The sequence below is a fragment of the Williamsia sp. 1138 genome, from assembly GCF_002095435.2.
In the GTDB taxonomy this organism is placed as follows: Bacteria; Actinomycetota; Actinomycetes; order Mycobacteriales; family Mycobacteriaceae; genus Williamsia.
Genome location: NZ_MJEJ02000049.1, coordinates 48,244 through 62,533, shown reverse-complemented (window position 1 = coordinate 62,533; position 14,290 = coordinate 48,244). Strand labels below are relative to the sequence as shown.

At 64.7% G+C, this 14,290-nt stretch carries 15 protein-coding genes; 8 read left to right on the top strand and 7 right to left on the bottom strand.

The features are described from left to right. The first annotated feature begins 121 nt into the window (after positions 1-121). Positions 122-553 (top strand): DUF309 domain-containing protein, encoded by a 432-nt coding sequence (locus BH683_RS19970; RefSeq protein ID WP_084838025.1) that lies wholly within the window; start codon positions 122-124, stop codon positions 551-553. A gap of 10 nt (positions 554-563) precedes the next feature. Here BH683_RS19970 and BH683_RS19965 read toward each other — a convergent pair whose 3' ends face one another. Next, complete coding sequence (locus BH683_RS19965; RefSeq protein WP_084838024.1) at positions 564-1,364, bottom strand: DUF2470 domain-containing protein; 801 nt, start codon at positions 1,362-1,364, stop codon at positions 564-566. A 44-nt stretch (positions 1,365-1,408) separates the two neighbouring features. On the opposite strand from BH683_RS19965, the gene BH683_RS19960 reads away from it, so the two are divergent. The 6 genes from BH683_RS19960 (at position 1,409) to BH683_RS19935 (ending at position 6,511) form a co-directional block, all read left to right on the top strand. Further along, positions 1,409-2,095, top strand: coding sequence for a VOC family protein (locus BH683_RS19960; RefSeq protein WP_084838023.1), 687 nt, complete (start codon positions 1,409-1,411; stop codon positions 2,093-2,095). 197 nt (positions 2,096-2,292) lie between these two features. Further along, entirely contained in the window at positions 2,293-3,210 is a 918-nt protein-coding gene (locus BH683_RS19955) for a UbiA family prenyltransferase (RefSeq protein ID WP_084838022.1), read from the top strand. Between the two features lie 75 nt (positions 3,211-3,285). Further along, on the top strand, positions 3,286-3,552 hold the full coding sequence (locus tag BH683_RS19950; RefSeq protein ID WP_084838197.1) for a DUF1905 domain-containing protein: 267 nt from the start codon (positions 3,286-3,288) through the stop codon (positions 3,550-3,552). A gap of 69 nt (positions 3,553-3,621) precedes the next feature. Further along, on the top strand, positions 3,622-4,503 hold the full coding sequence (locus tag BH683_RS19945; RefSeq protein ID WP_084838021.1) for a DUF1295 domain-containing protein: 882 nt from the start codon (positions 3,622-3,624) through the stop codon (positions 4,501-4,503). Beyond that, the gene (locus BH683_RS19940) at positions 4,500-5,645 is read left to right on the top strand and encodes an FAD-dependent oxidoreductase (RefSeq protein WP_084838020.1); all 1,146 of its coding nucleotides are present in this window, start codon (positions 4,500-4,502) and stop codon (positions 5,643-5,645) included. The genes BH683_RS19945 and BH683_RS19940 overlap by 4 nt, the downstream gene beginning before the upstream one ends. A 476-nt stretch (positions 5,646-6,121) precedes the next feature. Beyond that, positions 6,122-6,511, top strand: a complete 390-nt coding sequence (locus BH683_RS19935; RefSeq protein ID WP_168187086.1) for an STAS domain-containing protein — start codon at positions 6,122-6,124, stop codon at positions 6,509-6,511. A 4-nt stretch (positions 6,512-6,515) separates the two neighbouring features. On the opposite strand, the gene BH683_RS19930 is transcribed toward BH683_RS19935, so the two are convergent. Together BH683_RS19930 and BH683_RS19925 are read right to left on the bottom strand one after the other, a co-directional pair. Then, positions 6,516-7,691, bottom strand: coding sequence for a metallophosphoesterase (locus tag BH683_RS19930; RefSeq protein ID WP_084838018.1), 1,176 nt, complete (start codon positions 7,689-7,691; stop codon positions 6,516-6,518). Positions 7,692-7,763: 72 nt separating this feature from the next. Further along, positions 7,764-8,969: an oxygenase MpaB family protein gene (locus tag BH683_RS19925; RefSeq protein ID WP_084838017.1), complete on the bottom strand. Its 1,206-nt coding sequence runs from the start codon at positions 8,967-8,969 to the stop codon at positions 7,764-7,766. Positions 8,970-9,085: 116 nt separating this feature from the next. On the opposite strand from BH683_RS19925, the gene BH683_RS19920 reads away from it, so the two are divergent. Beyond that, positions 9,086-9,640, top strand: coding sequence for a TetR/AcrR family transcriptional regulator (locus BH683_RS19920; RefSeq protein ID WP_084838196.1), 555 nt, complete (start codon positions 9,086-9,088; stop codon positions 9,638-9,640). Between the two features lie 10 nt (positions 9,641-9,650). Here BH683_RS19920 and BH683_RS19915 read toward each other — a convergent pair whose 3' ends face one another. The 4 genes from BH683_RS19915 to BH683_RS19900 form a co-directional block, all read right to left on the bottom strand. Continuing rightward, positions 9,651-10,229 carry a TetR/AcrR family transcriptional regulator gene (locus BH683_RS19915; RefSeq protein WP_084838016.1) on the bottom strand — a complete coding sequence of 193 codons (579 nt, stop codon included), beginning with the start codon at positions 10,227-10,229 and terminating at the stop codon, positions 9,651-9,653. A 7-nt stretch (positions 10,230-10,236) separates the two neighbouring features. After that, complete coding sequence (locus BH683_RS19910) at positions 10,237-11,340, bottom strand: NAD(P)-dependent alcohol dehydrogenase (RefSeq protein WP_084838195.1); 1,104 nt, start codon at positions 11,338-11,340, stop codon at positions 10,237-10,239. Between the two features lie 109 nt (positions 11,341-11,449). After that, positions 11,450-13,834 (bottom strand): excinuclease ABC subunit UvrA, encoded by a 2,385-nt coding sequence (locus BH683_RS19905; protein ID WP_084838015.1) that lies wholly within the window; start codon positions 13,832-13,834, stop codon positions 11,450-11,452. Positions 13,835-13,874: 40 nt separating this feature from the next. Beyond that, on the bottom strand, positions 13,875-14,285 hold the full coding sequence (locus BH683_RS19900) for a VOC family protein (protein WP_084838194.1): 411 nt from the start codon (positions 14,283-14,285) through the stop codon (positions 13,875-13,877). Between the last annotated feature and the right edge of the window lie 5 nt (positions 14,286-14,290).

The following is a 14,290-nucleotide window of genomic DNA, read 5'->3' as shown; positions in this document are numbered from 1 at the left end:
ATTCTGCGAAATGACAACGGTTCAGTTCACCCGTGCCAAACCCTTGTGAGTGACTCATCGTCGTGGGGCTGTAGGCGGTGCGTCGCGACCTACGTACGGTGTGCCTCGGGAGGGAGTCATCATGACCGCCAGAGATCGTGACGATGAAGGCAGGGCGCGTCAGGCGAGGCCGCGTGACGCGCTCGGTCGACCCCTGCCGTACGGCGAGAAGGGCGTCGAGCCTGTCTCGGAGGAACCACTACCGCCCGAGCAGACCCTCGAGGTCGCGTGCGATCTGGTGCGCGCGGGCCGACCCTTCTCCGCGCATGAGGTCCTCGAGGTTCGCTGGAAGACGGGACCCGACGGCGAGCGTCCACTGTGGCAGGGGCTCGCGCAATTGTGTGTCGCCCTCACGCACGCCGGGCGTGGCAACGTGGTCGGTGCCGCCCGCCTCCTCGCGCGCGGAGAACGGCACCTCATCGCCTACGGTGAGTCGTCGGGGCCGCTCTACGATCTCGACCTGGACGCCGTGATCGCTGACGTACGCGCCCGAATCGGCGCCGAGTCCGCCTGAGGCGCGGATACTAGGCTCGGGTGCGTGCCCGGCGCGCCAGATCAACCGTCGCCGAACGTAGTTCGGCCAACGCATTGATCGGCTCCGAGTAGCCGACCCGGGTATACGCGATGCCCCGAGGAGTCTGGACCCGCAAGTCGAGTCCATATCGATCAGCACCGGTGCACACGGCCGCGGTGGTATCCGGGAAGCCACCGAGAGTCCGCGCCATCGCCAGCAGCGAATCAGCATGATCGTCGTTGAGATGGACGATCGCACTAGCAGCACCGGGCGACACAGGATCGGGTGCGGCGGATGCATAGTCGGTGGCGCTCGCCGAGTCCATGCGTCCGTAACCACCGACCCAGCGGACTCGTTCCACCCGCAGCACCCAGATCGAGAAGTCGCTGAAGTCGATGTAGTACTTCGCGGCAGGAACACCGGCGAGGTGAGCTTCCCTGGCGGCCGTGAACTCGTCGCCCGTCGGCCGTTCGACGTGGCCGGCGAGGGTGATCCTCGCGCTCGCCAAGGGGTCGGCTTCGGCATTCGGGGCGACGATGGCGATGCTGGCGCGGCCATCGCCTGCCAGGTTTCGGCCGTGCTCGGCCATATGCGAAACGCAGAGGACAGGAGCCCCCTCGAGCAGGCCGTAGGTGATGAAAGACGCCCAGGGCGAACCGTCGGAGGTCAGGCTCGCGAGGGTGCCGATATTGGTGGATCCGGCAATGGTGCGCGCCTCTTCGGCAGCCGAGGGTCGTCTGGCCTCGTCGACGTCGATCAGGGGCGGTGGAACAGAGGGGGCGTCGCCGGGGTCGCCGTGATCGAGAGACATGGTCGAAACGGTACTCGACCGGACGTGCGTGGTTCGATGAACTCATGACTGATCAGGCGAAGACGGTTCTGGGATCGTCGGTGCTCGTCGTGGGCTGCGACGACGTCGAGCAATCGGGCATCGCCTACCGGCAGCTACTCGGTGGTGATCTGCGCGTGCGCAACGGATCCGTCGAGTTGACGGGCACCGCTGGGTCACACCGGGCCTTCTTCGCCGTCGACGACCACCTGGCGACGACGACGCTACTGCGTCGTAGAGGGATGGACGTCGACGAGCTGACCCCCACTCGGACCGCATCCTCAGGTGTTCCGTCCGTGGGTGTGGTGGCGGCGTCGGAGTTCTCACCCCGATCGGATGTGGGCGACATCGAGTCGATCGACCATCTTGTCTTCAACGCAGCCGACAGAGACGCCGCCGTTGCGCTGTTCGCCGGGACTCTCGGACTCGACTTCCGTCTGGAACAGGCCATTCACGACGGAATCCACCAGCTGTTCTTTCGCAGCACGCAGGTGGTCGTCGAGGTGGTGATCGGGGCACCGGGGCAGGATCAGGCGGCGACGGCCTCGCTGTGGGGGATCGCGTGGCGATCGAGCGACATCGGCGAAACCCACCGACGATTGTCCGAGGATGGGATGTCGCTGAGTGAGATCCGAGTCGGTCGCAAGCCCGGTACCAGCGTGTTCACCATCAGGGAACCGCTGTTCGGCCTTCCTACGCTTGTCCTGGGCTGACGCCGGCGCCGGCGAGTGAGCCTGAGCCCCGGGCACTTTGGTTGACCACGTGGTGTGCGCCCGGTCGCCGGCCGTGCAGTGATACCGCCAACGGACCGGACCACGAGTAAACTCAGCGCGTCTGCAGGCGGCTGCGTGCACGTGTGCGGTAGGCCGGCGCACTTGCGCGCGGAACTCGACATCGATACGGGGAGCGAATGTTGCGGTTTGACGGGAGTCCGGTGCGGGGAGCAACGCCGCGCTGGAGCCTGCGGCGGGAGGTTGCGATCACGGTTCGTCTCAACGCGGACAACATCTGGGTTGCGAGTCTGCCACCTCTGCTCTTCACGCTCACCGCTGCGCTGCGTTTCGAACTCTCGGGATTCGATCTAGCGGTCGCGCTGCTGCAAGGTCTCGTGTGGTCGCTGCTGTTCATCTACGTCTTCGACACCGCCAACCAGGCAGGTGGCTCGCAGGAGGATCACACCAACAAGCCGTACCGTCCGATTCCGTCCGGGCTGGTCACGCCAGAAGGTATGTGGCGGCGGAGCTATGTCAGCTCGGCGATCTTCGTGGCGCTGTCGGCGTTCCTCAGTCCGGTCACCTGCATCGCGGCGATCGTGTGGGTGGCGACTGTGCAGGTGACCCACCACCTGCTCCGGCCCCGGCACTATCGATTCTGGAAGCCGGTGACCACCTGGGTCGGGGCGATCGCCCAGCTCGCAGGTGCGTGGGCCATTGCACACCCACTTGATGATGTCGGGTGGTACTGGACGGTGGTGATCGCGACGATGTTCATCATCCCGCTGCCGATCGAGGACGTGCGTGACATGGCGGGCGATGAACAGTCCGGACGGGTGACCTATCCGCTGCGTTACGGTGCTGCGCCGGTCCGACGTTGGTTCGTCGTGATGATGGCAGTGTGGCCGGTCGTGGCGTACCTGCTCTTGTTCCAGGGCAGCGGGGCCTCGAGCGCGGCCGCCCTCACCGCGGCCGCTCTCATGGCGGCGCTCTGCTGGCCTACCGCGGTCCTGACGGGTGTGCGCGACACGTACTCGCGAAATCGGCTGGCGTACAAGTTGTACAGCTTCGTCCATGTTGTGCTCGTCGGATGCGCCGTGCTCCTCCTGTCGTGAACCCCGTGTGCTCGACCGATTAGATCGGGCGGTCCCGGTGGTCTGATGGAGACCAGCTTCGATACGGAGGTCACCATGCTTGACAAGACATTCACCGAGACGCTGCAGAAGAGTCCGGCCAAAGGCGGTTGGACCTACGTCGTCTGGCCGGACTCGGCAGCCTTCTTCGGAACCCGCGGATTGGTGAAGGTGCGAGGCACCGTCGATGGTCACCCGTTCACGAGTTCGTTCATGGCGTTGGGGGATGGCCGCCACAAGCTGCCTATCAGAGCTGACCTCCGCGCTGTACTCGGCAAGGAGGCCGGAGCTACGGTGACCGTCCATCTGACGGAACGGCTCTGAGCCCTCCGCGGCGAGCACGCCTGCGAAGGCGCCGCGAAAAACGGTGAGCAGCTGGCAGTATCAGGAGTCGTGACCAAGAACGCTTCCTTCGTCCGTGTCGGCGTCGCCTACCTCCTGGCCTTTCTCGTGGCGGCGGTGTGGCTGACGGTTGGCCCCGACACGTCCTGGCTGTGGCTCGACACCCTCATCGCAGACCTGCTGGCAACGCTGGTGATCTTCACTTTCAGTCGGTTACACAAGAACTCGAGCTTCTACGATGCGTACTGGAGCGTGGTGCCACCGGTCCTGATGATCTATTGGTGGGTGGCCGGCGATGTCGGGCTCGACGCGGTGCACTGCTGGTTGATACTCGTCGTGGTCGTCCTGTGGGCAGTTCGATTGACGGCGAACTGGGCGTACGCCTTTCCCGGTCTCCATCACGAGGACTGGCGCTATGGAATGCTCCGGGACCGTGCCGGGCGCTGGGAGTTCCTCACCGATCTTGCCGCCATCCATCTGATTCCCACGCTGCAGGTGTTCCTCGGGATGCTCCCGGTCTACGTTGCCGTGACCCGAACGGGCGATCAGCTGATCTGGCTTGCGGGCCTCGCTTTCGTCGTCGGGACGGGGGCCGTGCTCCTCGAATACGTCGCCGATGCGCAGATGCATCGGTTCGTCCGCGATCGACGTCCAGGGCAGGTGATGGATCAAGGTCTGTGGAGTTGGTCTCGTCATCCCAACTACTTCGGCGAGTTCGGCTTCTGGTTCTCCCTGGCGCTCTTCGGGGTCGCCGCGGCTCCCGCCGACGCGTGGTGGCTGTTCGCAGGCGCTGCAGCGATGCTGGCGATGTTCCTCGGGGCCAGTATCCCGATGATGGAGCAGCGCAGCCTCGACCGTCGGCCCGACTACCAGGCGGTCATCGACCGGGTGTCGCGATTCGTGCCCCGGCCGCCGCGCAAGGTGACGGCGTGAGACGTGCACGCGTCGTGGTCGCAGGTCTGGGCGACACGGGAGTACTCACTGCGATGCATCTCGCGAGGCACGCCGACGTCGTCGGGATCTCGGTCAAACCCGGGCTCGTCAGCGGTCAGGAGCTAGGGGTCCGGCTGTCGCGCCCCGATGACTGGAGCCGGGACTACTGGACGTCGTTCGAGCGCTTTCGTCGACTCGATCGAGTTCACATTGTTCATGGAGAACTGACGGGCGTCGATCTCGCGGCGCGGGTGGTCAAGGTCCTGCACGACGACAATTCCGAGTCGGCACTCGAGTACGACACCCTGGTCATCTCGACAGGGGTGACCAACGGGTTCTGGCGCCGACCGACGATGCAGTCCGAGGCAGAGGTGGCTGCGGAGCTTCGCTGTGCACACGATCGACTGGCCGACGCCGAGTCGGTGATCGTCGTCGGGGGAGGGGCGGCAGCGGTGAGCAGCGCGGCCAATCTCGCCGCCCGATGGCCCGACAAGCGCATCGACCTCTATTTTCCGCACGCCAGAGCGTTACCGCGCCATCACCCCCGGGTGTGGCAGCGAGTGAAGAAACGGCTGGACGACCTCGGAGTCACCTGTCATCCGGATCACCGAGCTGTGACCTGGGCCGGGCCGGCGCCCGCGGGCAGCAGTGGCTCGATCGCCGACCATCTGACGAGCGGGACGGTGGAGTGGACAACAGGTCAGAAGCCGGCGGTGGCAGACGCTGTTCTGTGGGCGATAGGCCGCGTCGTTCCCAACACCGGCTGGTTACCCGCCGACATTCTCGATGAGGCTGGATATGTCCGTGTCTCGGCTGACCTCCGCGTGCGGGGACATCAACACGTGTTCGCCGTCGGAGATGTCGCGGCCACCGACGAGTTCCGGACGTCTGCCCGCAACCGGGCCGACAAGTTGCTCGCCCGGAACATACGGGCAGATCTGGAAGGCCGGCGACTTCGTGACTACCGCGGGAGGCAGGCGCTCTGGGGCTCCGTGCTCGGTGCACAGGCTGACGGTCTCGAGGTATTCGCCCCGAACGGTCGCGTGTTCCGGTTTCCGTCGTGGTCGGTCGAGCGCGTGCTGCAACCCCTGATCGTGAGATGGGGAATTTACGGGGGAGTACGAGCCACACCACCGCGGTGAGAGACGAAACCTGCCACGACGCCGCGATGGACGGCGTCATGGCGAGGCGGTGTGCCGGGACGGTGACTGCGTGCGCGCAGATGGGTGCACGCAGTCACCGCGACCCGGCGATCGTCACGGCAATCCGGCCAGGAAGAAGCTCAGCACTTCGACAGCCCATGGATTCGTATTGAGAAAACCCTCGATGGCGACGTCTATTGGAGACACTTCGAAAGACCCACTTTCCTCATCTCGTTCGCGGACCCACAACATACTAGTGAGTAACATCCTGCGGAACGAGCGGCGGCGGGTGGCGAACCCGGCCGCACAACACTGCCGTCGTTACCGATTCGTGACCGGGTAGTCACGGTTGCGCGCCGATGCGTCTGTGTGGATTGTCTTGTGCGCGAGCGTTTCCTAAGGTTCAGACAGACCCTGTCAGGACGCGGCGGAGTGCTCTCACCACTACTGGAGTCAACCCACAGAAGGGCGCGATCATGACCCTCGATTCCATGCGCACCAGGACCGACCTCGGCCCGGCGGTCGCGTTCCACCCCGCCAAGTGGTCGTTTGCGATCGCCGTCGAGCCCGTCACCGACAGGCATGCACTGGTGCGCGTCCGCGGCGATGTCGACATGGTGACGGCCCCGCGACTGCTGGCCGGCATCAACGAGGCAATCTCAGACCACACCGATGTCACTGTCGATCTCTCCGACGTCAACTTCTTCTCCTGCGCAGCAGCCGAGATCGTCTTGGCAGCCTACGCACGGCGACCGGAGGGCTTTCGAATCCTGGCCCCGTCCAGGGCGGCACGTCGAGTCCTCGACCTGTTCGCCGACGATCGCCTCATCTACGACATCGGCGTGGACGCCGCTGCTGTGCACTGACGCCTCAATCGGGTCGGTCGAGGGTCAAGATCGTGACCTCAGGGGGGGCTCCGACGCGGACCGGCGGGCCCCACGCGCCGGCACCGCGGGTGGTGTAGAGCGTGGTGTTCCCGATGCGGTCGAGACCCTGAACAGAGGGCTGCTGCACAGGTACGAGATACCGGATCGGCCACATCTGGCCTCCGTGAGTGTGGCCTGAAAGCTGGAGGTCGACGCCGAGGTCGGATGCTTCCAAGGCCTGCCGGGGTTCGTGCGCGATCAGGAGAGCGAAAGTACTCGGATCCCGTCCGGCGAGTGCGGCGTCGAGGTCTGGCTCGTACGGTTTCGGCGACGAGTAGTCATGGATGCCGATCAGGTCGATGGAGGCGCCATCTCTGTTGACCGACACTCGTTCGTTTCGAAGGGTGCGCACGCCCAGCCGATCCCAGACATCAAGCCAGCGGCCGCCGTCGTCAGCGTAGAACTCGTGGTTTCCGCTGACACCGAAAACCCCCAGCGGTGCAACGAGTTCGGCGAGCGGTTCGAGATCGGCGGCAACCTTTGCGACGGTGCCGTCGATCAGGTCCCCTGCGATGACGATGAGATCAGGACGCTGCTCGTTGACCAGGTCTACGACTCGCGCAGTGAACTCTCGTCCACGAGTGGGGCCGACATGTAGGTCAGAGACCAGCGCGACTCTCAGACCGACAAATTCGGGGGGCAGGCGCCGCAGCGGTACACGGACCCGCACTATCCGTGGTCGCGCAGCCTCCACCACGCCGTATCCGGCGGTGGCGATGGCTCCGACCGCGACCACGGCGGTGGCGACCTGAAGAACGCGTCTGCGACTCGTCCCGGCCGGCTCGACCGCCGGGCCGGCGGCTGGTGCCGGTCCGCGGCGACGCACACTGCGGAGGAGACGGGCGAGGAGAGAGGCCACGGCAACGACGAGAAGACCGAGAATCAGGTAGAACACCGCCGCCAGCCACACCATGCCCACAAAGCCGGGGATCCGGGCCCAGCCGGGGTCGAACACCTCGCCGCTGCCGATGCCGATGATGACCAGCGCCCACAATGACACCAACACGGCGTCGACGATGATCGACCACGGACGGCCGAGGCCGGGGGCGCGAACAAGGCGGCGATGCAACCAGAAAGTCACCAGAGCCAGTACCGCACCGAACATCAACAAGCGAATCATGAAACCAGGATCTCTGAGACCGTCATTGGATCCATGGTGGCAGAAGGGGTCGCAGAGAGCTGATTCAGCCGATCAGCCGGCGGTGGCCTCGGCCCGCATCGTGGTGGGTGGAGCGTTGTCGACCATCTCGTGGGTCACCCGATAACTGGTCTTCATCCGGGTCATCTCCTCATCGCGCTCACGGTACGCCCGCTTCGAAAGCCGCTCTGAACCACCGGCAAGAAGTACTCGACCGCGTCCGACGACAGCAAGCGCCGGACCGATCCGGGTCATCACATGCTTGAGTGGGGTGTCGGGGATCTGCAGTTCATCGGCCGCTGTGTCTCCGATGAAGACCCGCTGCAGGGATTGCATGAGCTTCGACGCCACCTTCAGCCGGACGGCGTACGGTCCGGGCAGCACGTTGGCGAGCTCCGGGATCAAATAGTCGTATGTGAGGGCCTCCACGAATTCACAGTCGTCCTGGCCGGGGCCGGGAGAGGTGAGGCGGTACAACTCTTCGATCCGAATGTGATCGGCCTCGTCGTGGGGATTGAGGCGTTCGTCCATGCCGATGACGTGTCCCACGTACCGCCACAGGTGGTAGATGTCGGCGAGTTCGCGATCGGAGAAGCGGACGCCCACCTTGTACATCGCCTCGATGGCGATGTGGCCGAACTCGGCCAGGGTAAAAGCCATGTAGGGCTGCGGGATGGGAACCCCCCACGCGGAATCGTCCCAGAACCCGCCGCGTACCAGGGCTCGGCGGACATGCGCGTGGATCACCCTGACTCGAACGGTGTAGGCGAAACCATCCCCGTCCCTGCGCATTCCGCCGGGCGAGATGACCTTACGCAGCCACTCGCCGACCTCGACCGAGCGCACCGCCGGCTGCGAGACGTATCGACCGGTCAGTGCCAGAGGCTTCCCGGCGATCGTGTTGGCGGCCCCTCGAACCAGGGAGGCTGCGCCCAACACGATCCCGAGTGCGGCGGTGTGCTGGATGAGTGCGTCGGCTGCTCGGTCCAAACGGTCGTGATCGACCCAGTCGGGTTCGGCGTCGAGGACGGCGAACAACGCCCGCAACGATTGTGGGGCATCCGAGACCGCAGTGACCCCGCCGGCCAGGGCCGCCCCGACAGCCGCGGTCGCAGAGGAATCCGGGAAGGAGTCGCTCACCACCGCATCTGCGAGCGGATCGGCGGTCCACATCGCTTCGAGCCACAGCCGCCCTTTGTCTCCGTGATCGGCGATGGCTCGGTCGCCGTTCACGAGTTCGGTCGGCATCGGTGTGTTCATGGCTTCAGTGAAACACGAGGAATCCTCACTTACTATTCACTTTTGTGGCGAACTATCGAAGCGGTGCCGACCACGTCCAGGCGCGGGCGAAACCGCGGCAGCAACGCGGAGTCGAGATGCGTGCCAGGTTGCTCGAGAACACCGTCGAACTCCTCGAACAACACCCTGGTGTTCGACCCAGCACACAAGAGTTGGCGCACCATGGGCACGTCAGTATCGGAACGGTCTACCGCTACTTCGCCGACATGGACTCGATCATCGAAGAACTGCGTGGGTCGGCAATACGTGACATCACGACGGAATTGGCGACAGGTGTGGGTCGCGCGATGGACTTGGATCCGTTGGTCTCCGTGACCACGATCGTCGAGACCCTCACTTCTGCGTTCGAGAAGCATGCCGCGGTGCTGAAGGCTTCGTCCACATCCGACGAGGCGGAGTTCGGTGACGCCTGGCGCGACGTCGAGGGACCGGTCGCGGCGCTTGCGCGCATCCTGCCCAGCCGACTGCGACCGGATCTCAGGGATGCCGAACTCGATGATCTCGTATTCCTCACGATGGGCGCGACCGCCAGTCTCTGTCTGCGGATCGCATTGCTGCGGTCGCCGACCTCGGATCGCCAGGCCCTCATCGGCACCGCGGCGCGCATGCTGCTGGCGGCGTTCGCGCCCTGAGCTCGCGCTCCTATTCCGGTCTCGGCCACCAGGGAGGCATCTGGTCTCGAACGGAGTCCGCCCATCGGACCTCGTCCTCCCGGTCGCCACACACCCAGGCCTCCATGGATCCGGTGAGTCCGCCGGCAGCAAAAGGGACCGCCACGTCCGCATCGACGTCGGTCGCCACGCCGTGCGAGATCCACACCTGCAGCGCCACCCGGAGCCGGCGGGTGAACATGTCGGTCAACGCCCGCCGCAGCGACGACGATCCGTTGGACATGAAACCCGCCTGGAACAACCCCCGGTCCCGGGTGACAACGCCGTAGGCGGAAGTCAGGGTCCGCTGGAACGCCACCGCGACCTCGCCGATCGACAATCCTGTCATGTCGGGCGCATCGAGTTCGTCTTCGACCGCCTCGACGAGCATCGCGGTGAGCAGATCGCCCACGCTGGGGTAGTGGGTGTAGAAACTGGTGCGTTGTACGCCGGCGGCCCGACACAGTTCACTGACCGAGATCTGATCGAGCGGAACGGATTTGAGGATTTCGCGCAGAGCGGCGCGCAGTCCTTCGACGGTGCGGACGGTCCGCGGATCCCGAGCTGCCATCAGCGAGTCATGGCATGGTCAGAACGGCCTTGACCGTGACGCCGGATTGAGTGTCGGCGATGGCCTTCTCTATGTCGTCGAATGCGTACCGCGTGATGAGCTCGTCGAAAGGGAACCGTCCGGCACGGTACAGCGCCAGCAACTCCGGGATGAAGACCTGCGGAACCGAGTCACCCTCGATGCCGCCCACGAGTGTCTTACCCGCTCCGGAGACCAACCCGAGGGGTAGCACCGCATCCGGTTTGGGCACGCCGAGCAGTGCGATGGTAGCGCCGAAGCGGGTGGAGTTGATCGCATCGGCGACCACCGACGGGATGGCCGTCGTGTCGATCGCGTATGCGGCACCGCCGCCGGTGATCGCGTGGATCGTCGCGACGACGTCGTCGGATGCGCCGTTGATCGTGTGGGTGGCACCCAGTTTCGTCGCGAACTCCAGTCGCTGGTCGAGCACGTCGACAGCGATGATCGTGGTGGCACCCGCGATCTGCGCGGCCATGATGGCGGAAAGGCCGACGGCGCCGGCTCCGGTCACCACCACGCTGGCTCCGGCCGGGACGTTCAGTGAATTCAGTACGGTTCCGGCTCCTGTCTGGATGCCGCAGCCGAGTGGTCCGACGATGTCGAGGGGTACGTCGTCGGGGATCTTGACGGCATTGTGCGCGCTGACGATCGCGTGGGTTGCGAACGAGGACTGCCCGAAGAAGGATCCCCGGATCACCTCGCCATCCGAACCTTCGATCGTGGTGGTCCCGTTCTCCCGGACGCCGGCGACGTTCAGCAGCAGGAAATTGACGCAGTAGGCCGCTCGGCCCGTCAAGCAGTTGTCGCAGTGGCCGCACGCGGCAAATGAAAGCCCCACGTGGTCGCCCACCTCGAACCCGGTGACCGCTGCGCCGACCTGCGCCACGATGCCTGCACCTTCGTGTCCGAGGATCATCGGCAGCGCCGCGGGGATGTGACCGTGAACCACCGCGAGGTCGGTGTGGCAGAGGCCCGTCGCCACGATCTTCACCAGGATCTCGGTGGGCTCGAGGTCATCGAGAACCACCTGCTCGAACGTGAACGGGGAATCGACACCGCGCAGGACAGCAGCGTTGGCGGAGGTGGTCATGAGCATCTGCCTTTCAGAAAACGAGGCCGCAGCTCTGCGGCACTGCCGAGCTTAGACCCACTTTCTGACAGATGTCGAAAAGTCGCAGAACGCTTGGGGGACGGATCGATCAAGCTCCGACATACGCGGCGAGGTGCTGCCCGGTGAGGGTCGACTTGTCGGCCACGAGGTCAGCCGGAGTGCCCTCGAACACGATTCGGCCACCGTCGTGGCCGGCTCCTGGACCGAGATCGATGATCCAGTCGGCATGCGCCATCACTGCCTGGTGATGCTCGATGACGATCACTGATTTCCCGGACTCGACGAGGCGGTCGAGCAAGCCGAGCAGATTCTCGACATCGGCGAGGTGCAGGCCGGTCGTCGGTTCATCGAGAACGTAGATCTCGCCCTTACCCGCCATCTGGGTTGCCAACTTGATCCGCTGCCGCTCGCCGCCCGACAGAGTGGTGAGGGGCTGGCCAAGTTTGATGTACCCCAGGCCGACGTCGGCGAGACGTTCCAAGATCTTGTGCGCGGCAGGGAGTTTTGCATCTCCCTCACCAAAGAACACCTCGGCCTCGGCCACGGACATGCCGAGCACCTCGCTGATGTCGCGACCACCGAACGTGAACTCCAGTACGGCGGCCTGAAACCGTTTTCCGTCGCACTCCTCACATCTGCTCGCGACCCCGGCCATCATGGCGAGGTCGGAGTAGATGACTCCTGCGCCGTTGCACGTCGGGCAGGCGCCTTCGGAGTTGGCGCTGAACAGGGCCGGTTTGACCCCGTTGGCCTTCGCGAAGGCTTTGCGGATCGGCTCCAGCAGTCCTGTGTAGGTCGCCGGATTGCTGCGCCGGGAACCCTTGATCGGGGTCTGATCGACCGATACGACCTCGTCCAGACCGGTCACCGACCCTTGGATCAGCGAACTCTTTCCCGATCCGGCGACGCCGGTCAGCACGACCAGAACGCCCAAGGGGATGTCCACGTCGACGTCCTGCAGATTGTGCGAGTCGGCACCGCGCACCTCCAGCGAACCACCGGGGTCGCGGACCGAGTCCTTCAACGCCGCCCGATCGTCGAGGTGGTGCCCCGTCAGGGTGTCACTTGTCCGCAGACCCTCCACCGTGCCCTCGAACATCACCTGTCCGCCCTCGGAGCCCGCACGCGGGCCGAGGTCGACGACGTGGTCGCCGATCGCGATCGTCTCCGGCTTGTGCTCGACGACCAAGACGGTGTTGCCCTTGTCGCGCAACCGGAGCAGCAGGTTGTTCATCCGCTCGATGTCGTGTGGATGCAAGCCGATCGTCGGTTCGTCGAACACATAGGTGACGTCGGTCAAGGACGATCCGAGATGTCGGATCATCTTGGTGCGCTGGGCTTCGCCACCTGACAGAGTGCCCGAGGGGCGATCGAGCGAAAGGTACCCGAGGCCGATCTCCACGAAAGAGTCGAGGGTCTGCTGCAGCGTGGACAGCAGGCCGGCCACCGACGGTTCGTCCAGGCCACGCACCCACTGCGCGAGATCGCTGATCTGCATGGCGCACGCGTCGGCGATGCTGACCTTGCCGATCTTCGACGACCGGGCCGCCTCGCTCAGCCGCGTCCCATCGCACTCCGGGCAGGTCGCGAACGTGACCGCGCGCTCCACGAATGCCCTGATGTGAGGCTGCATCGCATCGACATCCTTGGAGAGAAAGGACTTCTGAATCTGCGGGATCAGACCCGAATAGGTGAGGTTGATGCCATCCACCTTGATTTTGGTGGGCTCGCGGTACAACAGATCGTTCAATTGCTTCTTTGTGAACTTGCTGATCGGCTTGTCAGGGTCGAAGTATCCACAGCCGCGGAAGATTCGCCCGTACCAGCCCTCCATGCTGTAACCCGGGATGGTGATCGCGCTCTCGTTGAGCGACTTGTTCGCGTCATACAACGCGGTGAGGTCGATGTCAGAGACCGAACCCCGCCCCTCACAGCGCGGACACATGCCGCCGGTGATGCTGAACTCCCGGCGTTCCTTTGTCTCACGGCCACCGCGTTCGATGGTCACGGCGCCGGCGCCCGAGATCGACGCGACATTGAACGAGTACGCCTGCGGCGATCCGATATGTGGTTCACCGAGACGACTGAACAGGATTCGCAACATCGCGTTGGCATCGGTGGCCGTGCCGACGGTCGAACGCGGATCTGTGCCCATCCGTTGCTGGTCGACGATGATCGCTGTCGTCAGTCCGTCCATGACGTCGACTTCGGGCCGCGCGAGGGTGGGCATGAACCCCTGGACGAACGCACTGTAGGTCTCGTTGATCATCCGCTGCGATTCGGCGGCGATGGTGCTGAACACCAGTGAGCTCTTGCCCGACCCGGAGACACCGGTGAACACCGTCAGTCGCCGTTTCGGTATCTCGACGCTGATGTCCTTGAGGTTGTTCACCCGTGCGCCCTGGACTCGAATCAGATCGTGACTGTCGGCGACGTGTTGGGCGGGCGGTTGCGGGGTCTTCTTGGTGGCCATGTGGGCTACGGTCTCCAAAATCTCGGTTGGAAGGGTGATTTCAGCGTTTTTCCTGGATACGGATCATGTTTCCGGCGGGATCGCGCAGGGCGCAGTCGCGAACGCCGTACGGCTGCTCTGTCGGCTCCTGGACGATCTCGGTGCCGCCCGCCTGGACCTTCTCGAAGGTGCTGTCGAGGTCGCTGGTGGCCAGCAGGATGCTGGCGTAGGTCCCCTTTGCCATCATCTCTTCGATGGTGCGACGCTCGACGTCGGTGGTGCCGGGATCGGCGGCCGGAGGATGCAGCACTATCGACACATCGGGCTGGCCGACGGGACCGACTGTGAGCCACCGTAGCCCGTTGTACCCCACGTCATTGCGGAGCTCGAAGCCGAGTGTGTCGCGATAGAACGCAAGAGCGGCTTCCGGGTCGTTGTGCGGGAGAAAGCTGGAGTGGATGCTGATGTTCATATCGG